This window comes from Delftia sp. Cs1-4, from assembly GCF_000214395.1.
In the GTDB taxonomy this organism is placed as follows: domain Bacteria; phylum Pseudomonadota; class Gammaproteobacteria; order Burkholderiales; family Burkholderiaceae_C; genus Comamonas; species Comamonas acidovorans.
On record NC_015563.1, the window covers coordinates 799527 to 821549 of the forward strand.

The following is a 22023-nucleotide window of genomic DNA, read 5'->3' on the forward strand; positions in this document are numbered from 1 at the left end:
GTGTCGAGGGCCTGCCCCCTGGCCGGGGCCGCCGGAGATCTCCCCGCAAAATGACGCCTTTCCAGCATCAACCCCCAAGGATTTCAACGATGACACTGCAGCGCCCCTGTTTCGTTTTGCCGACCCTGGTGCTCGCCCTGGGATTGTCAGGGTGTGCCGCGCCGCCTTCCAGCGGGCAACTCGAGAAGGAGGAAGCGGAGCAGGCAAAGACGCTGTGGGTGATCAGCGAAGCCTTGAAGGCCAACATGGCCGTGGTGCTGGTGGCTGATCTGACGCCGCACAAGTCGCTGGCCGACGCCGATGGCATGTCGAAGTGGACTCCCAACGTGGTCTGGACCCATGAGGACAAGCCGGAGATCGTGTTTGGCCGCAAGTTCCAGAACAACGCGCTGCAGCGCGACCCCAAGACCACCTATCTGTTCAAGGCCTTCGAGGTCCATGTGCTGCCGCCGGGCAAGTACCTGATGACGGGGGGTGACGACTACCGTCTCAATGCCCAGCTTGACCAGCTGGGCGCCAAGGCCGGGGCCACCGGCTCAGGCCGCGGCACCCTTGGAACGGCCACGTTGTCGCCGGAAACCTATCGCCAGTTCTATACCGAGATGAACTGGAAGGAAGGCACGACGCACTCGCAGAGCCGGATCGAGAAGTACTGCACCACGGTGCACCGCGCCTCGGGCAATTGCGTGGCCTGGGGCGAGCGCATGGTCACCGACAGCACGCCGGGCATGGCGGCGGGCTACTACCAGGACACGGATTCGCGCGACATTCCCGCACTCAAGGTCCAGGTGCGCGTGCCGCCCAGGCAGGCGCTGGCCAGCTTCACGCTGGAGGGCGGCCAACTGGTGCTGAGCCAGCGTTCGCACCTGAAGACGCCCAGCTACCAGTTCCGCCAGGCCGGCTGCCGCAAGGTGGCGGCCGAGAAGGTGGAATGCCCGCTGGAAGACTTCACCGTCCACACACTGCCGCCGCCCATGGAGTTCACGCGCAACTATCTGGCCACGCGCGCCAATCTCAACGACGAGCAGGAAAAGCTGATGGCACGCCTGGTGCCCATGCAGGTCACCACGCTGGGCCGCCAGGGCGCGGCCGACCCGGTCTGGGGCACGCCGATCTCGCTGCGCAAGGGGCCATGAAGCCGGGGCGCAGCCGGCGCCCGCCTATCGGCGCCGCCGGGTTGCGCACCTTTGCTGAAAGGCTCGCATGCTTGAAGGAGCCAGCCAGCCTCAGTACTTGAACCTGGCACTCACCATCAGCGTGCGCGGGCTGCCGAAGCTCAGCAGCTGCGCGTTCGGCGTTGTGCCCTGGACGTAGTCCTTGTCCAGCAGGTTTTTGATGGCCAGGCTCAGGCCCCATGACTTCGCTTCATAGCCCAGGTTCAGGTCGAGCAGGGTGTACTTGGCCAGGTTGACGAAGGCCGTGCCGCGCTGTGCCGTGCGGGCACCCTGCATGCGCAGGCCTGCGCCCATGTTCCAGCCCAGGCGGTCGGGGTTGAAGTAGTACTGCGTGAAGACGGAGCCTGCGTTCTTGGGCACATGGTTGATGCGCTTGCCGATTTCGCTGGCCGTCAGGCTTTGGGAGGTCCGGGCCGAGGGGATGTAGCTGTAGGCGGCCGAGACATTCCATTGCCGCGTCAGCGAGGCGACGACTTCCGCTTCGAAACCCTTGGTGGTCTGCTCGCCGGTCTGGACGGCGTAGCCCAGCGTGGCGTCGTTCTCGGTGACGTTCTTGCGCCGCAGGTCATACACCGCCAGATAGCCTTGCACGCGCCGGTCCAGGGCCTGGAATTTCACGCCCAGTTCGGTCTGCTTGCCCTCTTCGGGATTGAGCAGCGTGCCGTTGATGCCGGCATCCGTCACGGGCATGAAGGAGGTGGAGTAGCTGACGTAGGGTGCCAGGAACTCGCTGGCCTGGTACATCAGCGAGGCGCTGCCCGTGAAGGCGGTGTTGCTGTTGCTGACCGAGCCGCCGGCCAGCCTGTCCTGGATTTCCACGCGCGTCCAGTCATGGCGACCATTCAGGCCGGCGATCCATTTCTCATCGATCTTGATGGTGTTGCGCAGGTACAGGCCCACGTACTGGCTGTAGGTCAGGTTGTGGGAGGGCTTGCCCTCCTTGATGGACGTGACGCCATAGACCGGGTTGTCGGCGTTGAAGGGGTTGATGTTGTCCACGCGCTGGTAGTAGTCGCTGCGCTCTCGCATCATGTCGATGCCGGCGGTCAGCTCGTAGTTCACGCGATCAAACTTGAAGTTGCGCTGCAGGTAGTTGTCCAGGGCGATGTTGACGTCCTGCTTGTCCTGGTAGTTGATCTGGCGCGCGACCAGGGGGAACCTGGCATTGGCCGCCGCAAAGACCGAGTTGCTCAGGCTGCTGCCCTTGGTGAGCGCGAAGTTCTGGCGGAACACCCATTCGTTGTCGAAGTAGTGCGCGTAGTTGGCTCCCAGGCGGTAGGAGTCCACCTCGTAGCTGCGGTCGGGTTCGCCGATGAAGACATTGCGCCCGTACTTCTCGTAGTTCTGCGGAATGCCCTGGTTGCGGATGTAGTTGCGGTGCTGGTAGCTGGCGATGACGGACAGCTCGTTCCTGCCGTCCAGGTCGAAGTTGTACGAGCCCGCCAGGTACTGGTTCTTGAAGTAGACGTAGTCCGTGGGATCGTTCTGGTCGGATGCGCGGCCCACGATGCGAAAGGCGCCCTTGCGGCTTGCGTCGGGCGAGTAGTTCAGGTCGAAGTTGGCCTCCTTCAATCCATAGCTGCCCACGCTGATGCCGGCGCGCGAGAACGACTCGGCCTGCGGGCGCTTGGTGGTCAGGTTGACCAGGCCGCCCGGCAGGGCCAGGCCGAAGCCCACCGAGGTGGGGCCCTTGACCACTTCGATGGAGCCGATGCCGAAGATGTCCTCGGAGCGCAGCACGTTGGTGGAGGTCTGCGCCCGCAGTCCGTCCACATAGGTTTGCGCGCTGGAGATCTGGCCGCGGATGATGAAGTCATCCCAGCCGCGCCGGCCGTACGAGCCGGACGCAACGCCGGCCACGCTCTCCAGCGCCTCGGCCACGGACCTGACCTGTTTTTCCTCGATCTGCCGCTGGGTCACCACGCTGATGGACTGCGCGGTCTCGAACAGCGGCGCATCGGAGCGCAGCACGCCCGTGGTTTTGCGGGCGACGAAGTTGTCTTCGTTGTTCTGCTGCTTCTCGGCCTGGATCTGCACGGTTTCCAGTTGCGTGGACGGTGCGTCGGCGGCCTGGGAGAAGGCCATCACGGGGATGGCAGCCAGGGCAAGGCACAGGCAGGAGCGGGGCATGCCGGCAATGGGGGGGAGGGTGTGGAAGGAGGAAGGCATGCGCAATGGCCAGTCAATAGAGGAAAAAAGCGTTTGGCGGGGCGTTCGGCGAGGCGATAAGCGGGGAGATAAGTTCATGGAGGTGATGCGTGATGCGTGATGCGCGGCATCGCATGCGGCTGCGGGCCGGGACAGACACAGAAAAAGGAAAGGCCGGGGGCCGGGCTGGCGCCCGCTCAGAACTCGACCGTGGCGCGCAGCAGCACTTGGCGCGCGTCGCCCATCGAGATGAAGTAGGTGTTGGCGCTCGACGGGTAGTAGGTGCGGTCGAACAGGTTCTTCACGTTGAGCTGAAAGCGCGTCCTGTAGCCGTTGATCCGCGTGTCATACGTGGCAAAGGCATGGGCCACGGTGTAGCCCGGCAGCCAGAAGGAGTTGGCCGAGTCGCCGGGCCGCCTGCCCACGTACTGCAGGCCGCCGCCCACGCGCAGCCGGCCTTCGCCCAGCACATCGCCCAGGACACCGCCCAGCACTTGGCCAAAGTCGTACACGGCCGACAGCGAGGCCGTCTGCCGCGCCACGTTCCACAGCTGGTTGCCCTGGTAGAGCGGGTCCTGCGTGGTCTTGGCATCCACATAGGCAAAGGCCGCGATGGCGCTCCAGTGGCGGCCCAGCTCGCCGGCCACATCCACCTCCAGCCCGCGCGATCGCGCCGCGCCCGAGGTGCGCCAGTCGGTCAGCTTGGTGGCGTCGTTGAACTGCGAGACCAGCACGTTCTTCTTGCGGATGTCGAACAGCGCCAGCGTGCCGGTGAGCTGCCCTGGCAGGTCCAGCTTGGCGCCGGCTTCCCAGGACCGGGCCTCCTCGGGCGCCACGCCCGAGTCGATCACGGCGCCGCTGGCCAGCGGCGCGATGGTGGAGGTGGGCCTGAGCGATTGCGAGTAGTTGCCGTAGAGCGACAGGCCGCTGGCCAGTTGATAGACCAGGCCGGCGCGCGGCAGCCAGGCCGTGCCGTGGGCCTGGGTGTTGGCCTTGAACGGGCGGCCCCGGCCGGCGGTCTGGCGCCAGGTCTGGTAGCGCAGGCCGGTCGTCAGCACCCAGCGGTCGCCCAGGTGGATGGCGTCCTGCAGGAACAGCGACTGGTTGTGCAACTGGTCCCTCTGGTCGCTGTCGCTGGCCGAGACGGTGGCCGAGGGCTGCTCCAGCCCGTAGACGGGGTTGGTGTAGCTGAAGGTGGAGGTGACGGCCTGGCGCAGCAGGTCGGAGCGGTAGATCAGCCGGTACTCGGCATCGGCGCCGAACTGCAGGTCATGGCGCAGGCCCGCCAGCTGCACGCTGCCGTCCACATAGGCCGAGCCATAGCTGTCGGTGCTGAGTGCGCCGTGCGTGGCGTCGTTGCTGCGCTGCAGGGTGCCGCGCGCGGTGTTCACGCCGTTCACGCGCAGCTGGTTGGCGTCGTAGATCTCGCGGTTGTAGCTCAGGTTCAGGTGGGCGGCCCAGCCGCTGCCCAGGCGGTGGTCCACGGAGAGCTGGGCCAGGTGGGTCTCGCCCGTCATCTGGTTGAAGGGCTCGTCCAGCCGGCGCGTGGCCGGAAGGTCCAGCGGGCGCCGGGTGACCGGGTCCAGCGCCGTGCCGCGATCGAAGGGCGTCAGGTACTTGCGGTACTCGTACCAGAGCACGGCCTGCGTGTCGTCGCCATACCAGGCCAGCGACGGCGCCACCAGCGTCTCGCGGTGCTGGCCGAAGTTGCGCCAGTAGTCCTCGTCCACATGGTCGACGACCAGGCGGTAGGCCAGACCGTTCTCACCGATGGGGCCGGTGGTGTCCAGCGTGGCGCCCGTGCCGTTGCGCCCGCCCGCGTAGCCCGAACCCTGCAGCGACAGCGCCGTGCGCTGGCGCAGCTGCGGCTTCTTGCTGACCACGTTGATCACGCCGCCCGGGTCCATGAGGCCGTACAGCAGCGAGGACGGGCCCTTGATCACTTCCACGCTCTCGGCGGCGGCGTTCATGCCGCGCCCCTGCACCAGGGGCATGCCGTTGTGCATGACGGAGCCGTCGCGGTTGGTGCCGAAGCCGCGCTTCATGATGGTGTCCTGCGTGCTGGCCAGGGTGTTGCCCTGGGTGACGCCGCTGACATTGGACAGCGCCTCGTCCAGGTTGCGCGGGCGCTGGTCGCGGATCACCTGGGCCGGCACCACGTTGACCACCTGCGGGATCTCCAGCACGGGCGCCGTGGTGCGCAGGCTGGAGGCATCGGGCGTGGGCTGGTAGCGCTCGTCGGCATCGACCGGGGCAGGGGCCGCACGGGCCACGACGCGCACGGCGGGCAGCTCGGTGGCGTCGGCCGCTGCAGCGCCTGCCGTGGCGGGCATGGCCGCCTTGCGCACGATGAATTCACCCGCGCCGCCTTCCACCGCCTCCAGCCCGGAGCCCGCCAGGATGGCCGCAAAGCCCGCGCCCACGGTATAGCTGCCGCGCAGGCCGCCCGACTGCCGCTGGCGCGTGCTGGCCGGGTCATAGGACAGGGCCACGCCTGCGGCCGCCGCAAACTGGCCCAGCACCGAGGCCAGCGGGCCGGCCCCGATCTCATAGGCCCTGGCGGCCTGGCGGGTCTGCGCCAGGGGCTCGGCCGCATGGCCGGGGGGCGCACATGCCACCGCCGCAGCCAGCAGGCAGGTCAGCGCCGCGCGGGCGGGTGTCGGTGTGAAGGGCGTTTGCATTCGGGTTTCCTGGCCATGAACAGCGGTGAGACAAGGGCTTTCATGAAGGGAGCCGAACGAGATCGCAAAAGATGAAAATGGGCCGCGAAGTTTTTTGTGCGGCATGGGGAAATGGCTGGCCCTAGACGGGCACCAGGGTCAGCCAGTAGCGCGACAGGCCGGCCGCGCGCACCGGGAAGGCGCGGGTGATGACGGCCAGCGCCTTGTCCGTGTCGGCCAGGGGAAACACGCCGGACACGCGCAGGCCGGCCACGGCCGGGTCGCAGGCCAGGCGGCCGGGCCGGTAGCGTGCGAGTTCGCGCACCACGTCGTCCAGCCGCCAGCCGTCCACGATGAGGCTGCCGCCCACCCAGTTGACCAGGGCCGGGTCGGCGGCCTGGGCGGGCAGCATGCCGTTGCGGCTGAAGCTGGCCTGCTGGCCGGCCTGCAGCCGCAGACTGCGGCTGGGGTCCTGCAGGGGCTGGATTTCCACGGCGTCCTGCAGCACGCTCACCACGGTGTCACCGCCCTCGCCGCCCTCGCTGCGCACGGTGAAGCGCGTGCCCAGCGCCAGGATGCGGCCCTGCGGCGTGTGCACCATGAACGGGCGGCCATCCTTGGCGCCTGCGCCGGGTCCGGCCAGGGAATGGGCGGTCTGCACCAGGATCTCGCCCTCGCGCAGCACCAGCAGCCGGCGCGTGGGGTCCATGGACACATCCACCGAGGTCCGCGTGTTCAGCGTCAGCTCGGACCCGTCGGCCAGCGTGACGGTGCGGCGCTCGCCTGTGCCGGTGCGGTAGTCGGCCAGCCAGGAGCGCACGCCGCCCTGTCCGCCGGCCAGCTGCCATGACAGGCCCGCCACGGCCCCGCTGCCCACCAGTGCGCCGATGCCGCGCAGCACCCGGCGGCGGCTGCGCCGGCTGGCCTGCAGCGTGGAGGCGGCCAGATGGCCCGGCACGCGCTGCAGCATGGACTGCAGGGCGTCGAAATGCCGCCATGCGCGCTGGTGCTCGGGGTGGGACTCATGCCAGCGCTGCCAGGCGGCACGGTCGGCGTCGGTGGCATCGCCGGAGCAAAGTCGGGCGTACCAGGCAATCGCTTCCTGGCGGATGCGGGCCTGGGCCTGGGCTGGGGTGGGGGTGGGGGTGGGCGAATGTGCAGCCGCGTCCAGGGCGCTGTCGCTGTTCGAGGGCAAGGCCGTCATGCGCCGTCTGCCACGATGAGGTAGCAGTGCTCCAGCGCCTTGAGCATGTAGTTGTTGACGGTGCGCACGGTCACCTGCAGCCGCGCGGCGATCTGCGCATAGGTCAGGCCTTCGAGCTGGGAGAGGATGAAGGCCTGGCGCACGGCGGGCTTCATGCCGTCGAGCATGGCGTCGATGGCCACCAGGGCCTCCAGCACGATGGCCCGCGCCTCGGGCGAGGGCGCCTGCGGCTCGGGCAGGGCCGCCAGCGATTCCAGATAGGCCCGCTCCAGCGCCCGGCGCCGGTGGAAATCCACCACCAGGCCGTGGGCGATGGTGGCCAGGTAGGCGCGGGGGTCCACCGGGTCCGCCCGCTCCTTGCGGCCGAGCAGGCGCACGAAGGTGTCGTGGGCCAAGTCGGCGGCATGGTGGGAACAGCCCAGTTTTCTGCGCAGCCAATCGCGCAGCCATCGGTGATGGTCACGATAGAGCGACTGGACCTCGTTGTGCAGCGCGAATTCGCCGGATGACATGCTGACCCCCACCATCGCAAGGAGGATCCCCTTGGCATCAATGACTCAATGCGATTGGTTCTCATTCTATCCGCTGGCGTGCGCACTACCGAGGCGCCGGGGGCTATCCCCTTTTGCGATGTCGAAGGCCGCCTGCCACCAGGCCTGCAATGGCCAGGGACAGCAGCGCCAGTGAACCAGGTCCGGTGGCCGGCACGGTGGCCGGCGTGGCGGAGGCCGCGGGCACGGCAATCATGATCGGATCGTCGATGCTGCCGGGCGCGGGATCGTTGTCCCCGGTGGCCCGTGCGGTGGAGCTGCCATCGTTGTCGGTGACCGCAAACCCGATGCTCGCGCCGTTCACGCTCGCATCCCATGGCAGCCATTGCCCGTCCACCAGCTTGTAGAGCACGGCGCCCGGGGGCACTTGCCTGGGCAGCGTGAGCGCCACGCGGAGTGTTCCGCCGTTCGTGCAGCCGGTGGCCTTGAAGGCGATCTGGCCGTACGGAAAGCCGAAGCCCGGGGGGGCGCCGCTGGACGGCGCTGCCGCATTCGTCGGCATGCCATCGAAGCCGCAGTCCGCGCCGGACAGGTGCATCGCCACGGTCCCTGCGGCAAGCTGCAATGAGGCCGAGTCCGCCTGGTAGCTGAACTGTGCCGTCGCGCTTGCGGGGCTGGTGCCCTCGGGGGTCGTTACCGAAACCGCCACGGTGCCCAGGGAACCCGCGGGAGCGGTGGCCGTGATCCGGGTGGCGCTGTCCACCGTGAAGCCCGTGGCTTGGACCGCGCCAAACCGGACCTCGGTCGCTCCCGTGAAGTCGCTGCCGGACAGGATCACCGAACTGCCTCCCGAGGCTGGGCCGCGTTGCGTGGACAGGCCCGTGATGGCGGGAGCGCCCGCATAGCTGAACCGGGCCGAGCCCGTGACCGCAGAAGTGCCGCCGGGACTGGTCACCGTCAGATCGACGGTCCCGCTGCCGGGGGGTGAAATCGCGGTGAGCTGCGTATCGCTGAGCACCGAAACGCCGCTGGCGTATTGATGGCCGAATTTCACCGTGCTGGCGGCGCTCAGGTGGGTTCCGGTGAGGGTGACCTGTGTGCCTCCCGCGCTCGGGCCCGTCGCCGGGGCCAGCGAGGCGACGGTCGGTGCCTCGGCATAGGTGAAACGGTCTCCGGCGCTGGCGGCGGAGGTGCCGCCGATGGTGGCCACGGTGACATCGACGGTGCCGGCGGCGCCCGCAGGCGCCATGGCGGTGATCTGCGTGTCGCTGAGCACCGTGTAGGCGGCAGCGGCGGCGCCGAACCGCACGGCTCCCGTGGCCGGTGCTGCAGCGAATCCCGTGCCGATCAGGGTCACCGGGCTGCCCCCGGCGGTGGGGCCGGCCACGGGGCTGATGGCCGTGATGGCAGGGGCTGCCACATAGGTGAAGCTGCCGCTGATGGATGCGCCATTGGCGGCGGTCATGAGTTTGATGCCCACGGCACCCGGTGAATGAGCAGGTGATGTCGCCGTGATCTGCGTGTCGCTATCCACCTGGAAGTGAAGCGCGTCCGTATCGCCGAATTGGACGCCGGTGGCGTCCAGAAATCCTGTGCCATCGAGCCTGACCGGCGTGCTTCCTGTGGCCGGGCCGGCAGAGGGAAGAATCTGGTTGACGGTCGGCATGGCAATGGCATCCACCTTGACCGCGAATAGATAGCCGAAGGCACTGGAGGATGCCCCGGGAATGACCCTGGGTCCGAGATAGATGCCGTATCCGGCGCTGCCACTGCAATTGCAGTCGAAGATGATGCGCACAGATGTGTTGGCATACGCAGGGTAGGCACCTGTGAACCTGTAGGTATCGCCGATGGTTTCCTGGTAATCGAGCTGTTGGCAGTTGGCAGAGGCGCTGTCGCAAAGTTTCAGTCGCGGGAATCCGCCGCCAAATACTTCAAAAATGCGAACGGATACATCGGAGATGATGACATTGGTTTCACCCGTCCTGAATTCCTGGTATCTGGGATAGCTGCCGTTCGCCCAGACATTGCCTGTGGCCGCATCGAGAGTGGACAGCAGTGTCCTGATCGTGGCCGCATGGGCACCGGACGCCGATAGAAGGATGGCAAGCAGTACCCATGAGATGGGCAGCCAACGCAGCGCATGGATGGAAAGATGCCTTCTGTTTTTTTCTGGCATGGTGTTCTTGGCTGTTGGATGTCGGGTGGATTGGGGACGGCCGGGCGCGGCCGCCATGCAGGCTGCAAACCGGGCGCGGCTGCCTGCGGCTATCTTGCGGGAGGGGCGGCCCGAAGGCTTGACCGTGCGTTGGTCCGCCGCTTGACCCAGCATCCGGCGCTCAGGCCATGAGCCCGAGAAGCCAGTCTGCGTATTCCACCGATGCCGCCGTGCTGGCGGCGGACGGTGACATGCGCGCCGCGTGCGCCGCCTCGGCCATGGCCCGCACATCGCTGGGCGTGTGGCTGAACGCGGCACGGAAGGCGCGGCTGAAGTGCGCCTCGCTGGCAAAGCCCAGGCGTGCAGCCACCTCGGCAATGCGCAGGCGCCGGTAGGCGGGATTGGACAGCGTGTGGAAGGCCCGCTGCAGGCGGCGCTGCTGCACATAGCGCATCACGCCGCCCAGGGGCTCGAAGAGGTGGTAGAGCCGGTGGCGCGAAATGCCGAAGCAGCGGCACAGTGCCTCGGGCGAGAGCGGCGTGCCCAGGTTCCGCGCGATATGGCGCTGGATGCGCTCCAGCGTGGCGGCATGCACCTCGGCGCGGGCTTCGGCCAGGGTGCGCTGGCTGGGGCGCAGGCAGGCGGCCAGCATTTGCAGGGTGGCGTGCACCACGTCATCGGCCTGCGCCGGGCCGATGGAGGGCAGGCGCCGGTGCAGTGCGCCCAGGTGGTCTGCCAGCAGGCCGCCGAACAGACTGTCGGCGGCCAGCACGGTGCCGTGGGGGCCCGGGCCCGGGGACCCGCAGGCAGCCTCGCCCAGCCTGCGGGGAACGATCAGCGAGAGCACATGGGAATCCTGGGCCACGGTGTGCTGGGTGCGGGCCATGTCGAAGACGACCACGTCACCGGCGCGGACCCGCAGTTCGCTGCCGTCGCCATGCTGGCCCACGAAACCCCCTGCGCGGTACCACTGCACCAGGTAGTGGTCCAGGCCGTCGTGGGCGGCGCGTGCCTGGCCGCGCGAGAAGCGCTGCGCGCCGAAGCGCAGGTCGCCCAGCAGCAATTGGCCCAGGTGGACCGCATGCACCGAGGCATGGAAGCGCCCCGGCGACGCGCCGTGCTCCAGCGACGCCACGTCGAAAAGCACGGAGATGCTGCTGCGCCACGCCTCGAAGCGGTCTGCCTGCGCCAATTGGTCGGTGGCGAACGTCGTGCTGGGCAGGGCTGTGGCCGGGGGCTGCATTGCGAGGTATCAGCGCAGTAAAAGACAGGACCTGGCAGGACAATCCCGCACGGCGCGGGGTGTTGCCGTGGTCGCCAGGCCGCAACTATACAGGCGCCCCCGGCTGTGTTTCGCAGGAGTCGCGAAGGCGGCACGATGCGCAACAGGGAGCCCGCGGGGACCGGCTGCCGGCCATGCTGGAGCCGGGTAGACGCATCGCAGTTGTCGCTGCGCGCCCTAGGTCAATCCGTTGTCGCCAGCCCGTCGAAGGTCGTGCTCGTGACCCAGTCGATGATTTGCGCGTGCGTGTACTGGCCCGACTCCTTGAGCAGGGCCACCACAGGATCGCAGGCCCGCGCGAACAGCGTGTAGAGCACCAGCTCGGCCGGCAGCGCGGGCTGCAGCTGGCCGCTGGTCTGGGCCTCGGTGATCCAGATGCTCAGGCGGTTGCTCAGGGCGATCAGCCGGTCCATGTAGGCATCGTTGGATTGCAGGGAGGCGCTGAGGTTGGAGTTCTGCGCCGGCAGGGAGGGCATTTCGCCTTCCAGCTGGGTCTGCATGGCCCAGCACGTCACGGCCTTGAGCTGGTCCAGCGGGCGCACCGGCGTGCCGGCCTCGGCGGCCTGGGCCGCCGTGTCGCGCAGGCCGTCCACAAAGGCCAGGGCGCGGTCCAGCACGCCCACCATGGCGGCGCCCGCCAGTTCTTCCTTGGAGGTGAACAGCTTGTACAGGCTGGCCTTGGCCATGCCGGCCTCGGCCGCGACCTCGTCCACCGTCATGGCGTCGTAGCCCTTGGTGGCCAGCAGCCGGTTGACGGCCGCCACGATGGCCTGCTCGCGCACGCGCTGTATCTGTTCTTTGATGGAGGAGCGGCTAGTCATAGCGATATTTTAGACCTTGCAGGTCATATCTGATACCAAATAGTGCAAAGCGGGTATGTTTGGTTTATAGTTTGAACTCATCAGTTCACGATTTGGTCTTTGTGGTCTAGTCGGGCTGTTCAACCAAGAAGGGCGCCTCCATGCATCGCATTGCTGTCATCGGTTCGGGGATTGCGGGGCTGGCCGCAGCGAGCCGCCTGGCCGCAGCGAGCCGCCTGGCCGCGGCGCCGGGCGGGCCTGCCGTGACCTTGCTGGAGGCGGGCGGCCATTTCGGGGGGCACGCCAACACGGTGGACCTGACGCTGGGCGGCGTGAGCCAGGGCGTGGACACCGGCTTTCTGGTCTTCAACCACCGCACCTATCCGCTGCTGACACGTTTGTTCGAGCAGCTGCAGGTGCCCACGGCTGCCGCCGAGATGTCGTTTTCCGTGCAGGTGCCTGAGGCCGATGGCCGCGCGGGCCTGGAATGGAGCGGCAGTTCGCTGGGCGGCGTGTTCGCGCAGCGGGGCAATCTGCTGCGCCCGCGCTTTCTGAAAATGCTGGCCGAGATCCTGCGCTTCAACCGCCTGGCCACGCGCATCGCCCAGGAAGGCGATGAAGCGCGGCTGCGCAGCGCCATCGGCGATTTTCTGGACGACCACGGCTTTGGCGCCGCCTTCCGTCAGGACTACCTGCTGCCCATGATGGGCTGCATCTGGTCCTGCCCCACCGACCAGATGCTGCGCTTTCCCGTGGCCACGCTGATCCGCTTTTGCCACAACCATGGACTGATCCAGGTCACGGACCGGCCGCAGTGGCACACGGTGCGCGGCGGCTCGCGCCAGTACGTGCGGCGCATGGTGGCCGCGCTGCTGAAGGACGGCCGCCACGAGGCACGCCTGAATGCGCCCGTGCTGGGCCTGCGCCGCGCCGCGCACGGCGCGCTGCTGCAGACGGCGAACGGCACGGAGCCGTTCGACGCCGTGGTGCTGGCCTGCCACAGCGACCAGGCCCTGCGCCTGCTCGGCAGCGATGCCACGCCACAGGAGCGCAGCGTGCTGGGCGCCATCCGCTACCAGCCCAACCAGGCCGTTCTGCACACCGATGCCAGCGTGCTGCCGCGCAGGCAGGCGGCCTGGGCCGCCTGGAACTACGAACGCGCGGCCGACCCGGGACGGGACCAGGCCGGCGTCTGCCTGCACTACCTGCTCAATCGCCTGCAGCCCCTGCCGTGGCAGCAGCCCGTGATGGTTTCGCTGAACCCGGTGCGCCCGATCGATGAAGGCCAGGTCCATGCGCGCATCGAGTACAGCCACCCGGTGTTCGACCTGGCGGCCATCGAGGCCCAGGGCCGCGTGGCCGGCGTGCAGGGCCAGCGCCGGACCTGGTTCTGCGGCGCATGGTGCGGCTACGGCTTTCACGAAGACGGCCTGCGCTCGGGCCTGGACGCGGCCGATGGACTGCTGCGCGCCCTGCCGGCCTTGCCCGTCCTGCCCGCCAGCGCGGCCTTCGAGGGGATTGCATGACGGCCCGCCCCCTCATCGGCTTCGGCCATGTCTGGCACCGCCGCCTGCGGCCTGTCGAGCATGCCTTCCGCTATCCCGGCTATTTTCTGATGCTGCCGCTGCGCAGCCTGCGCACGCAGCCGGACGCCGCGCTGCGGCGCAACCGGCTGGGCTGGCTGAGCTTTCATGACAGCGACCACGGCGAGGGCGGCTGCGACGCACTGGCCTGGTTCGAGCAGTTGCTGCACAGCGAAGGCATAGCCGACGCCGATGGCGAGGTCTGGCTGCACACCTTCCCCCGCGTGCTGGGCTACGTGTTCAAGCCCGTGAGCTTTTGGTATGCGCACCGCGCCGACGGCTCGCTGGCCGCCGTGCTGGCCGAGGTCAACAACACCTTTGGCGAGCGCCACGCCTACCTGCTGGCGGGGCCGGACCTGGACTGGGGCCGCGAGCAGGTGGCGCGCAAGCAATTCCATGTCTCGCCGTTCTGCGAGGTGCGCGGCGAGTACCGCTTCCGCTTCGAGCGCGGCGAAGACCGCACCCTGGCGCGCGTGGACCTGCACGACGAGGACGGCCCGCTGCTGCAGACCAGCGTGGGCGGCGTGCTGCACCCGCTCGACGGTGCCACCGTGCGCCGCGCCTTCTTCGGCACGCCCCTGATGACGCTGGGCGTGGTCGCCCGCATCCACTGGCATGCGCTGCGCCTTTGGGCCAAGCGCGTGCCTTTCCATGGCAAACCCTCCGAGCCCAAGCGCTTCGTCACACGATGAACACTACCGCCGCCCCCTTGCTGAGCCCCTCCGCGGCCGCGCCGCGCCGCACGCCTGCACGGGCGCGCCGTGTGCTGAACCTGCTCGAACGCCTGCCCCACGGGCAGCTGGACCTGGAGCAGCCCGATGGCCGCCTGCTGCATCTGCCCCGCCCCCCGTCGGGAGCTGCCGATGCGCATTGCGTGCTGCACGACTGGCAGGCGCTGGAGCGCACACTCAAATCGGGCGACATCGGGCTGGCTGAAGGCTATATCGCCGGCGAATGGGACAGCCCCGACCTGGCCGCCCTGCTGCGGCTGTGCATGGCCAACCGCGACCATGTGCAAAGCCTGGTCTATGGCAGCTGGTGGGGCCGGCTGGGCTACCGCCTGCGCCATCTTCTGCAACGCAATACGCGGGCCGGCAGTGCCAGGAACATCCATGCCCATTACGACCTGGGCAATGATTTCTACCGCCTGTGGCTGGACCCGGGCATGAGCTACAGCGCGGCCTGGTTCCAGGGCCGCACGGGCCAAGCGCTGCGCAACGCGGACCTCCAGGAGGCCCAGCAGGCCAAGCTCAGGCGCACGCTGGACGAGGTGCGGCTACAGCCCGGCCAGCGCCTGCTGGAAATCGGCTGCGGCTGGGGCGGGCTGGCCGAGGCGGCGGCGCAGGAGTTCGGCGCCCGGGTCACGGGCGTGACCCTGTCGCGCGAGCAACTGGTCTGGGGGCAGCAGCGCATGCAGCAGGCGGGCCTGGCCGACGCGGTGGAGCTGCGCTACCAGGACTACCGCGACCTGCCCGCGCGCCATGCGGGCGAGCCCTTCGACGCCATCGTCTCCATCGAAATGTTCGAGGCCGTGGGCCGCGAATACTGGCGCGGCTACTTCCAGACGCTGCGCGACTGCCTCAAGCCCGGGGGCCTGGCCTGCATACAGACCATCACGCTGCGCGAGGATCTGTTCGCGCGCTATCTGCGCTCCACCGACTTCATCCAGCAGTACATCTTCCCGGGAGGCCTGCTGCCCAGCATCCCCGCCTTCGAGCAGGAGGCGCGCCGCGCCGGCCTGGTGGTGGAGCGCCGCATGGCCTTCGGCCGCGACTATGCGGAAACGCTGCGGCGCTGGCGCCAGTCCTTCGAGGAGCGCCTGGAGGCCGTGCGTGCCCAGGGCTTTGACGAACGCTTCGTGCGCATCTGGACCTTCTACCTGGCCTACTGCGAGGCGGCCTTCGACACCGGCAACACCGATGTCGTCCAGTTCACGCTGCGCAAGCCCCTGCCATGACAGCCCCGCAACCTCACGCGCGCCGCGCCCCCAGTGCACCCCGCGCCCCCCGCCGCAAGGCCCTGGCCTGGGGCGCCGCCTGCGTCCTTGCCCCTTCATTGATCACCATGTCCAACGCCCTGCACGCCATGACCCCGACCGCCGAACTTCCGGCCGAACTGCGCAGCGCCCTGCCGTCCGCGCGCCTGATGGGCACGGCCGTGCTGCGCTTTTTCGGCCTGCGCGTCTATGAGGCGCGGCTGTGGGCCGCGCCCGGACTGCTGCCCGAGGACTACGCCCGCCACCCGTTTGCGCTGGAGCTGGTCTACGACCGCAAGCTCGAAGGCGCGGCCATCGCCGAGCGCTCCATCGCCGAAATGCGCAGGGTCGGCAGCTTCACCGAAGAGCAGGCCCGCCAATGGCTGGACCTGATGAAGCAGGCCTTTCCCGATGTGGTGGCCAAGGACCGGCTGCTGGGCCTGAACGACGGCCAGGGCGATGTGCGCTTTTTCCACAACGGCCGGCAGACGGCGCAGCTGCGCGATGCCGACTATGCGCGCCTGTTCTTCGGCATCTGGCTGGCGCCGCAGACCTCGGCGCCTGCCATGCGCACCTCGCTGCTGGGCCAGGGCTGAACGCCAGCGGACCATGCCATGAACTCCGTCCCAGTCCCCGCTCCCGCCCCCGTGCTGCCCTGGCGCACAGGGCTGGCCTATGGCGGGCTGGCCGCGCCGCTGGCCTTTGTGTCCCTGCCCCTGTACGTGAACCTGCCCTACCACTACGCCAGCGTGGCCGGTGCGCCGCTGGCCGGGCTGGGCGCGGTGCTGCTGGCCACGCGGGCGCTCGATGCCGTGGTCGATCCGGCCATTGGCCGCCAGGCCGACAGGCTGCTGCGCGGCGGTGTGCGGCCGGCCTGGCGGGCGGCTGCGCTGGGCAGCCTGCTGATGGTGCTGGGTTTCGGGGCGCTGTGGCATCCGCCGCGCGGCGCCGAGGCCGCCATGCTGGGCTGGCTGGCCGGCAGCCTGCTGGTGTGCACGCTGGCCTACAGCTTCGTCACCATCCTCCACCAGGCCTGGGGCACCCGCTGGGGCGGCCAGCCCGCCTGGCGTGCCCGTGTGACGGCCTGGCGCGAGGGCGCCACGCTGGCGGGCGTGCTGCTGGCCAGCGTGCTGCCGGCCGTGATGGGCCTTGACGCCACCAGCGCCGTGCTGGCGCTGGGCCTGGTGCTGGGACTGATGGGGCTGTACCGGCTCCGGGCGCCCGTGGCTCCTGTGCCCCATGTGTCCCATGTGTCCCATGTGTCCCATGTGTCCTCTGCGCCCCGCATGCCGCAGCCAGAGTCCCCGGCCTCGGCCGCTCTGGCCTCTTCCACTTCTCCATGGGCGGATGCCGGGTTTCGCCGGCTGCTGGCCATCTTCATGCTCAATGGCGTGGCCGCGGCCGTTCCCGCCACCTTGCTGCCCTTCTTTGTGGCCGACAGGCTGCAGGCGCCTGCACTGCAGCCCCTGCTGCTGCTGTGCTTCTTTGGCGCGGCGGCCCTGGGCCTGCCGCTATGGGTGAAGGCCGTCTCGCGCTGGGGCCTGGCGCCCAGCTGGCGCGCGGGCATGCTGGCCAGCGTGCTGGCCTTCGGCTTCACGCCCTGGCTGGGCGCGGGCGACGCCATGGCCTTTGCCGTGATCTGCCTGGCCAGCGGGCTGGCCCTGGGCGCGGACCTGGCCTTGCCGGGCGCACTGCTCACGGGCGTGATCCACGAGTCCGGCCAGGGCGGCCGGGGCGAGGGCCGCTACCTGGGCTGGTGGACCTGCGCCACCAAGCTCAACCTGGCCCTGGCTGCAGGGCTGGCCCTGCCCCTGCTGTCCGCCGCGGGCTACCGCAGCGGCGGCACCGACCCGGCCGGGCTGCAGGCGCTGGCCTGGGCCTATGGCGGGCTGCCGTGCCTGCTCAAGCTGGCGGCGGCGCTGCTGCTTTGGCGCGCCGAGCGATTGCATTCTTCCTGGAGTCACACATGAGCCACATCACCCACTGCGCTTCGTTTTCGCCGCTGCGGCGCGTCTGCCTGGGGGCGGCCTTGGCACTGTCCCTGGCGGGCTGTGCCGGGCCTTCGGTCCAGGACTACGCCAAGGAGCAGCCGACGCTGGACCTGCGCCAGTATTTCAACGGGCCGCTGACGGCGCACGGCATGTTCACGGACCGATCGGGCAAGGTGGTCAAGCGATTCACCGTGCGCATGACGGGCCGCTGGAATGGCGACGAGGGCTCCCTGGAGGAGCACTTCGTCTACAGCGACGGCAGCACCCAGGAGCGGGTCTGGCATATCCGCCACCTGGGCGAGGGCCGCTACAGCGGCCGGGCCGACGACGTGGTGGGCGAGGCCCAGGGCCAGAGCGCGGGCAATGCCATCCGCTGGAGCTATGTGCTGGCCCTGCCCGTGAATGGGCGGGTCTGGAACGTCCACATGGATGACTGGATGTACCTCATGGACGGGCGCACCCTGCTCAACCGCACGGCCATGAGCAAGCTCGGCGTGCACCTGGGCGATGTGACGCTGTCCTTTGTCAAGGAGTGATGGCCATGCCGCTGTTCTCGCGCGGGCTGAACCCGCTGCTGGCTGACTGGAAGGGACGCTCGGCATGGGTGGTGGGCGCCTCCTCGGGCATAGGGCGTGCCACGGCGGAGGCGCTGCACCGGCAGGGCGCCCGGGTGATCGTCTCCGCACGGCACGGCGGCGCGCTGCAGGACTTCGTGCGCGGCCGCGAGGGCTGCCTGGCCCTGCCGCTGGACGTGACCGATGCCGCCGCCGTGGATGCGGCCGCCCAGGCCGTGCTGGCCCACGCGGGCGGGGCACCCGACCTGATCCTCTACTGCGCAGGCCACTACAGGCCCCTGCGCGCCACCGAGTTCGACCTGGCCGAGATGCAGCACCACCTGGCCGTGAACTATGGCGGCGTGCTGCACCTGCTCGATGCCGCGCTGCCCATGCTGCTCAAGGCTGGCCGGGGCCATCTGGCCCTGGTCGGCTCGGTGGCCGGCTACCGGGGGCTGCCCATGTCCCTGGCCTACGGCCCCACCAAGGCGGCGCTCAACAACCTGGCGGAAAACCTCTATCTGGACCTGCATGGCCTGGGCCTGGGCGTGTCCATCATCAATCCCGGCTTTGTCGATACGCCGCTGACGGCGCAAAACAGCTTCAGCATGCCGGCCCTGATCGGCGCCGACGAGGCGGCCCGGCATATGCTGCAGGGCTGGGCGCAGGGGCGTTTCGAGATGAATTTCCCGCGCCGCTTCACGCGCTGGGTGCGCCTGCTGCGCTGCCTGCCAGACGCCTGGTATTTCTCTGCGGTCCGCCGCTTCACCGGAGCATGAAACCCATGAGCAGCGGCATATCCGATCCGCGACTGGCCCGCTTGGCCCAGGCCTACGAGGCCCTGCGCCGCGACAACCTGCCGGCGCTGCTGTCCCTGTATGCCGAGCAGGCCCTGTTCAAGGACCCGTTCAACGAGGTGCGCGGCCACGCTGCGATCGAGCGCGTGTTTTCCCACATGTTCGAGCAGCTCGACCGGCCCCGCTTTGCCGTCAGCCACGGCGCGGTGCAGGGCGACAGCGGTTTTCTGCTGTGGGAGCTGGGCTTTGTGCGCTCATCCGGCCAGCCCATGCACATCTGCGGCACCAGCTACCTGCAGTTCGATGGCGACGGGCTGGTGGCGACGCACCGGGATTTCTGGGACCCGGTGGAGGAAATCTTCGCCAAGGTTCCCGTGCTGGGCGCCGTGGCCAGGGCGCTGCAGCACAAGCTCAGGGCGCCGCAGTAAGCAGCCGGGCCAACTGCGCCAGGGCGCCGTCCAGCGCGTCGAAACGCGGCGCACCCAGGCAGATGCGCAGCCCGCTGGCCTGCTCCTGCGGGTCCACCATGAGCGAGCCCGGATCGGTCAGCTTCAAGCCCAGCGCCGCTGCGGCCGATACCAGGCGGTCGGCGGCTTCGCGCTCCATGGGCAGCCATGCGTTGTAGGCCTCGGGGTGCAGCACCAGGCCGGAGCCACTCAGGTGCGGGGCGAGGTGTGATGCGGCCAGCCGGCAGCGCCGCTGTGCCTCATGGCGCAGGTCGGCCTGCAGGGAAGCGACCACGCCGTGCGACAGCCATTCATCGATCACGGCGCAGGAGAGGGCCGAAGGAGCCATGGACATCTCCTGCACAAGCTCCACAGCCGCGCCGCACAGCGAAGCGGGCAGCACCAGCATGCCCACCTGCAGCCCTGGGCCCAGCGACTTGGACAGCCCGTTCACATGCAGCGTGATTTCGGGCGCCAGCGTGGCCAGATGGGCCAAGGGTGCGTGATCGGGCAAGCAGGCGGCATACACGCCGTCCTCGATGATCCAGGCGCCTGCGCTGCGGCAGATGTCCACGATCGCCTGCCTGCGCTCCGCGCCCATGGTGGCCGTGGTCGGGTTGTGCAGCGTGGGGGTGAGGTAGACCACCTTGCCTTCGGCGGCGGGAATGCCCTCCAGCGCATCGGCCAGCGCCTGCGGCAGCAGGCCCTGCGCGTCGATGGCCAGGCCCTGCAGGGCGCAGCCCTTGCGCCGGGCCAGGGCAATGGCGCCGGGGTAGGTGATGCGCTCGGTCAGCAGCCGGCCCCGGGGCTGGCAGACCAGGTCAAGGGCCAGCGACAGCGCCTGGCGCGCGCTGCTGGTCAGCACCATGTGGTCGGGTTCCACGTTCAGGCCCAGCGTCTGCAGCCAGCGCACGAGCACGCGCCGATGCTCCAGGTGGCCCTGGGGCGGGGCATAGAAGTTGAAATGATCGGCATCGATGCTGCGCGCAATCCCGGTCAGCGTACGAGCCAGAACGCGCGCACTGATGGCGGCCGGCGGCGCGTTGGAAGACAGGTCGATGTCCTCGCCAGCCTGCGCCTGCTGTGACGCCACGAAGGTGCCCCGGCCCTTGACGCTGCGTGTCAGCCCCCGGCGCTCCAGCAGCGCATAGGCCCTGGTCACCGAGCCCAGGCCGATCTGCAGCCTGTCGGCCAGGTCCCTGTGGGCGGGCAGGCGGTCGCCGCCGGCCAGCCGGCCTTCGACGATATCGTCGGCCAGGGCACGCGCCAGCCGCTCGGCGGCACTGGCTTCAATGCGCGCAAGACGGGGCGTCCAGGGGGAGGGCAGGAGCATGGTCGGGGCAAGGAAAAAATGAGTGTGCCGTGACACTATTTCATTTGTCGATAGTGTAACGTTCGCTCCATGTTCAGCCACATCACCGTCGGCGCCCGTGATCTCGAGCGGGCCGGCCGCTTCTATGACGCGGTGCTTTTTCCGCTGGGACTGCAGCGCCGCGCCGTCCAGCCCGATGGCGGCCCGGCCGCGCTGTGCTGGGTGGCGCCGCCGGCGGCCTTGCCGCGCTTTTATGTCTACAGCCCCTTCAACGGCGAGCCGGCCACGGCGGGCAATGGCGCCATGGTGGCCTTTGTGGCCCCGTCGCCCGACGCGGTGGATGCGGCCCATGCCGCCGGCCTGGCCCGGGGCGGCAGCGACGAAGGCCCGCCCGGCCCGCGCCCGCACTACGGCGATGGCTACTACGGCGCCTACCTGCGCGATCCCGACGGCAACAAGGTCCATGTGGTGCATCGCGCCGATGTGCGGCCGTAGCGCGGCACGGGCCCGCCGCCCGTTTCCCTTTCTTTTCCTTTCCATGCAACAAGGACCGTCTTCATGAGCATTGCCGTTCATATGGTCGACGTTTTCGCCAGCGGCCCGCTGTCCGGCAATCCGCTGGCCGTGATCACCGGTGGGCAGGCGCTGACCACCGCACAGATGCAGCAGCTGACACGCTGGTTCAACCTCTCCGAAACCGCGTTCCTGCTGCCGCCCACGCAGGCGCAGGCCGACTACCGCGTGAGGATTTTCACGCTGGACCGGGAGATGCCTTTTGCCGGCCATCCCACGCTGGGCAGCTGCCATGCCTGGCTGTCCCAGCACGGTGCGCCCAGGAACGCAGGCCACGTCGTCCAGGAGTGCGGGGCGGGGCTGGTGCAGATACGGCAGGAGCATGGACGGCTGGCATTCGCCGCGCCGCCCATGCTGCGCTTTGGCGCGCCCACCGCCGATGAGCTGGATGCGGCGCTGCGCATGCTGGGCATCACTGCCGACGAGGTGCAGGCCGCCTCGTGGATAGACAACGGCCCCGGCTGGCTGGGCATCCGCCTGGCCTCGGCCGAGCAGGTGCTGGCGCTGAACCCGGCCCGGCAGTGGCCCACGCGCATGGACGTGGGCGTGGTGGGGCCCTATGCCAGGGGTGTCGGTGGTGCCAGCGGTGCCAGTCCTGCCGCCTGCGAGGTGCGCGCCTTCTTCTCCGATCACCAGGGCGCCATCGTCGAAGACCCCGTCACCGGCAGCCTCAACGCCTCGCTGGCGCAGTGGCTGTTTGCGACAGGGGTGATGGACAGCGACTACATTGCCGCCCAGGGCCGCTGCCTGGGCCGTGACGGCCGCATCTTCCTGACCCGTGACGGCACGGGCCAGGTCTGGGTGGGCGGCACGGCGCGCACCCATGTCGAAGGCGCACTGAGCGGCCTTTGATCCACACCGAAAGAACCCACGA

The 22023-nt window shown here is 69.0% G+C and carries 19 protein-coding genes; 11 read left to right on the plus strand and 8 right to left on the minus strand.

The features are described from left to right. The first annotated feature begins 89 nt into the window (after window positions 1-89). On the plus strand, window positions 90-1136 hold the full coding sequence (locus tag DELCS14_RS03515) for a hypothetical protein (RefSeq protein WP_013800460.1): 1047 nt from the start codon (window positions 90-92) through the stop codon (window positions 1134-1136). A 90-nt stretch (window positions 1137-1226) separates the two neighbouring features. Here DELCS14_RS03515 and DELCS14_RS03520 read toward each other — a convergent pair whose 3' ends face one another. The 7 genes from DELCS14_RS03520 to DELCS14_RS03550 form a co-directional block, all read right to left on the minus strand. Further along, window positions 1227-3344, minus strand: a complete 2118-nt coding sequence (locus DELCS14_RS03520; RefSeq protein ID WP_013800461.1) for a TonB-dependent siderophore receptor — start codon at window positions 3342-3344, stop codon at window positions 1227-1229. Window positions 3345-3520: 176 nt separating this feature from the next. Next, window positions 3521-6004 carry a TonB-dependent receptor gene (locus DELCS14_RS03525; protein WP_013800462.1) on the minus strand — a complete coding sequence of 828 codons (2484 nt, stop codon included), beginning with the start codon at window positions 6002-6004 and terminating at the stop codon, window positions 3521-3523. Window positions 6005-6125: 121 nt separating this feature from the next. Beyond that, a complete protein-coding gene (locus tag DELCS14_RS03530; protein WP_013800463.1) occupies window positions 6126-7187 on the minus strand; it encodes a FecR domain-containing protein in 1062 nt (353 codons plus the stop codon). Further along, the gene (locus DELCS14_RS03535; RefSeq protein ID WP_043796562.1) at window positions 7184-7699 is read right to left on the minus strand and encodes a sigma-70 family RNA polymerase sigma factor; all 516 of its coding nucleotides are present in this window, start codon (window positions 7697-7699) and stop codon (window positions 7184-7186) included. The genes DELCS14_RS03530 and DELCS14_RS03535 overlap by 4 nt, the downstream gene beginning before the upstream one ends. Window positions 7700-7802: 103 nt before the next feature. Next, window positions 7803-9914: an IPT/TIG domain-containing protein gene (locus DELCS14_RS29425; RefSeq protein WP_216595207.1), complete on the minus strand. Its 2112-nt coding sequence runs from the start codon at window positions 9912-9914 to the stop codon at window positions 7803-7805. Between the two features lie 103 nt (window positions 9915-10017). Then, window positions 10018-11079, minus strand: coding sequence for a helix-turn-helix domain-containing protein (locus DELCS14_RS03545; protein ID WP_013800466.1), 1062 nt, complete (start codon window positions 11077-11079; stop codon window positions 10018-10020). A gap of 221 nt (window positions 11080-11300) precedes the next feature. After that, window positions 11301-11939, minus strand: coding sequence for a helix-turn-helix domain-containing protein (locus DELCS14_RS03550; RefSeq protein ID WP_013800467.1), 639 nt, complete (start codon window positions 11937-11939; stop codon window positions 11301-11303). Between the two features lie 140 nt (window positions 11940-12079). On the opposite strand from DELCS14_RS03550, the gene DELCS14_RS03555 reads away from it, so the two are divergent. From DELCS14_RS03555 to DELCS14_RS03590, 8 genes are read left to right on the plus strand one after another with little or no spacing between them, the layout of a single operon-like run. Beyond that, complete coding sequence (locus DELCS14_RS03555; RefSeq protein ID WP_013800468.1) at window positions 12080-13444, plus strand: NAD/FAD-binding protein; 1365 nt, start codon at window positions 12080-12082, stop codon at window positions 13442-13444. After that, complete coding sequence (locus DELCS14_RS03560) at window positions 13441-14193, plus strand: DUF1365 domain-containing protein (RefSeq protein WP_013800469.1); 753 nt, start codon at window positions 13441-13443, stop codon at window positions 14191-14193. The genes DELCS14_RS03555 and DELCS14_RS03560 overlap by 4 nt, the downstream gene beginning before the upstream one ends. Continuing rightward, window positions 14190-15458 (plus strand): cyclopropane-fatty-acyl-phospholipid synthase family protein, encoded by a 1269-nt coding sequence (locus tag DELCS14_RS03565; RefSeq protein WP_013800470.1) that lies wholly within the window; start codon window positions 14190-14192, stop codon window positions 15456-15458. Before DELCS14_RS03560 ends, DELCS14_RS03565 begins: the two co-directional genes overlap by 4 nt. Next, window positions 15455-16072, plus strand: a complete 618-nt coding sequence (locus tag DELCS14_RS03570; protein WP_013800471.1) for a hypothetical protein — start codon at window positions 15455-15457, stop codon at window positions 16070-16072. The genes DELCS14_RS03565 and DELCS14_RS03570 overlap by 4 nt, the downstream gene beginning before the upstream one ends. 18 nt (window positions 16073-16090) lie before the next feature. Further along, window positions 16091-17446: an MFS transporter gene (locus DELCS14_RS03575; protein ID WP_013800472.1), complete on the plus strand. Its 1356-nt coding sequence runs from the start codon at window positions 16091-16093 to the stop codon at window positions 17444-17446. Then, on the plus strand, window positions 17443-18003 hold the full coding sequence (locus tag DELCS14_RS03580; protein WP_013800473.1) for a DUF3833 domain-containing protein: 561 nt from the start codon (window positions 17443-17445) through the stop codon (window positions 18001-18003). Before DELCS14_RS03575 ends, DELCS14_RS03580 begins: the two co-directional genes overlap by 4 nt. A gap of 5 nt (window positions 18004-18008) precedes the next feature. Next, window positions 18009-18800 (plus strand): SDR family NAD(P)-dependent oxidoreductase, encoded by a 792-nt coding sequence (locus tag DELCS14_RS03585; RefSeq protein WP_012207677.1) that lies wholly within the window; start codon window positions 18009-18011, stop codon window positions 18798-18800. 5 nt (window positions 18801-18805) lie between these two features. After that, complete coding sequence (locus DELCS14_RS03590; protein ID WP_013800474.1) at window positions 18806-19246, plus strand: nuclear transport factor 2 family protein; 441 nt, start codon at window positions 18806-18808, stop codon at window positions 19244-19246. On the opposite strand, the gene DELCS14_RS03595 is transcribed toward DELCS14_RS03590, so the two are convergent. After that, a complete protein-coding gene (locus tag DELCS14_RS03595; protein ID WP_013800475.1) occupies window positions 19230-20597 on the minus strand; it encodes a PLP-dependent aminotransferase family protein in 1368 nt (455 codons plus the stop codon). The two genes, DELCS14_RS03590 and DELCS14_RS03595, sit on opposite strands and share 17 nt — an antisense overlap. A 69-nt stretch (window positions 20598-20666) precedes the next feature. Here DELCS14_RS03595 and DELCS14_RS03600 point away from each other — a divergent pair, with 69 nt between their 5' ends. After that, window positions 20667-21071 (plus strand): VOC family protein, encoded by a 405-nt coding sequence (locus DELCS14_RS03600; protein WP_012207674.1) that lies wholly within the window; start codon window positions 20667-20669, stop codon window positions 21069-21071. Window positions 21072-21134: 63 nt separating this feature from the next. Next, window positions 21135-22001: a PhzF family phenazine biosynthesis protein gene (locus DELCS14_RS03605; protein WP_013800476.1), complete on the plus strand. Its 867-nt coding sequence runs from the start codon at window positions 21135-21137 to the stop codon at window positions 21999-22001. Window positions 22002-22023: the final 22 nt, after the last annotated feature.

Bases quoted from the DNA above. Each gene is read 5' to 3' on its own strand.
- DELCS14_RS03530 (WP_013800463.1), bottom strand. From the start codon at position 7,187: ATGACGGCCTTGCCCTCGAACAGCGACAGCGCCCTGGACGCGGCTGCA.
- DELCS14_RS03565 (WP_013800470.1), top strand. From the start codon at position 14,190: ATGAACACTACCGCCGCCCCCTTGCTGAGCCCCTCCGCGGCCGCGCCG.
- DELCS14_RS03545 (WP_013800466.1), bottom strand. From the start codon at position 11,079: ATGCAGCCCCCGGCCACAGCCCTGCCCAGCACGACGTTCGCCACCGAC.
- DELCS14_RS03525 (WP_013800462.1), bottom strand. From the start codon at position 6,004: ATGCAAACGCCCTTCACACCGACACCCGCCCGCGCGGCGCTGACCTGC.
- DELCS14_RS03585 (WP_012207677.1), top strand. From the start codon at position 18,009: ATGCCGCTGTTCTCGCGCGGGCTGAACCCGCTGCTGGCTGACTGGAAG.
- DELCS14_RS03595 (WP_013800475.1), bottom strand. From the start codon at position 20,597: ATGCTCCTGCCCTCCCCCTGGACGCCCCGTCTTGCGCGCATTGAAGCC.
- DELCS14_RS29425 (WP_216595207.1), bottom strand. From the start codon at position 9,914: ATGGCGGCCGCGCCCGGCCGTCCCCAATCCACCCGACATCCAACAGCC.
- DELCS14_RS03515 (WP_013800460.1), top strand. From the start codon at position 90: ATGACACTGCAGCGCCCCTGTTTCGTTTTGCCGACCCTGGTGCTCGCC.
- DELCS14_RS03550 (WP_013800467.1), bottom strand. From the start codon at position 11,939: ATGACTAGCCGCTCCTCCATCAAAGAACAGATACAGCGCGTGCGCGAG.
- DELCS14_RS03535 (WP_043796562.1), bottom strand. From the start codon at position 7,699: ATGTCATCCGGCGAATTCGCGCTGCACAACGAGGTCCAGTCGCTCTAT.
- DELCS14_RS03590 (WP_013800474.1), top strand. From the start codon at position 18,806: ATGAGCAGCGGCATATCCGATCCGCGACTGGCCCGCTTGGCCCAGGCC.
- DELCS14_RS03580 (WP_013800473.1), top strand. From the start codon at position 17,443: ATGAGCCACATCACCCACTGCGCTTCGTTTTCGCCGCTGCGGCGCGTC.
- DELCS14_RS03555 (WP_013800468.1), top strand. From the start codon at position 12,080: ATGCATCGCATTGCTGTCATCGGTTCGGGGATTGCGGGGCTGGCCGCA.
- DELCS14_RS03520 (WP_013800461.1), bottom strand. From the start codon at position 3,344: ATGCCTTCCTCCTTCCACACCCTCCCCCCCATTGCCGGCATGCCCCGC.
- DELCS14_RS03560 (WP_013800469.1), top strand. From the start codon at position 13,441: ATGACGGCCCGCCCCCTCATCGGCTTCGGCCATGTCTGGCACCGCCGC.
- DELCS14_RS03605 (WP_013800476.1), top strand. From the start codon at position 21,135: ATGAGCATTGCCGTTCATATGGTCGACGTTTTCGCCAGCGGCCCGCTG.
- DELCS14_RS03600 (WP_012207674.1), top strand. From the start codon at position 20,667: ATGTTCAGCCACATCACCGTCGGCGCCCGTGATCTCGAGCGGGCCGGC.
- DELCS14_RS03570 (WP_013800471.1), top strand. From the start codon at position 15,455: ATGACAGCCCCGCAACCTCACGCGCGCCGCGCCCCCAGTGCACCCCGC.
- DELCS14_RS03575 (WP_013800472.1), top strand. From the start codon at position 16,091: ATGAACTCCGTCCCAGTCCCCGCTCCCGCCCCCGTGCTGCCCTGGCGC.